Annotated in this window: 1 pseudogene; it reads left to right on the top strand. The window is 59.6% G+C overall.

Annotated elements, in window-relative coordinates:
- A pseudogene (locus RVY79_RS17455) lies at positions 1-443 on the top strand (NAD(P)H-quinone oxidoreductase subunit F); the annotation flags it as partial.

Consider the following 443-nt stretch of genomic DNA (forward strand, 5'->3'; position numbering starts at 1 on the left):
TGCTGGCGATCCCGCTTGCGCCGCTGGCCGGCTCAGCGATCGCCGGGCTGTTCGGCACGAAGTTCTTCGGCGAGAAGATCGGCCGCAAGACGTCCCACAGCGTCACCATCCTCGGTGTGGCAATCGCCTTCATCCTGTCGGTGTCGGTGCTGCTCGACGTCATCAACGGCGCTGGCTATAACGCGACCGTCTACGAATGGATGACGGTCGGCTCGCTGAAGATGGAAGTCGGCTTCCTCATCGATTCGCTCACCGCGATGATGATGTGCGTGGTGACCTTCGTCTCGCTGATGGTGCACATCTACACCATCGGCTACATGGCGGAAGACGACGGCTACAACCGTTTCTTCGCCTACATCTCGCTGTTCACCTTCTCGATGTTGATGCTCGTGATGAGCAACAACTTCCTGCAGCTGTTCTTCGGCTGGGAAGCGGTGGGCCTG

It is taken from the genome of Chromohalobacter sp. HP20-39, assembly GCF_033052815.1.
In the GTDB taxonomy this organism is placed as follows: Bacteria; Pseudomonadota; Gammaproteobacteria; order Pseudomonadales; family Halomonadaceae; genus Chromohalobacter.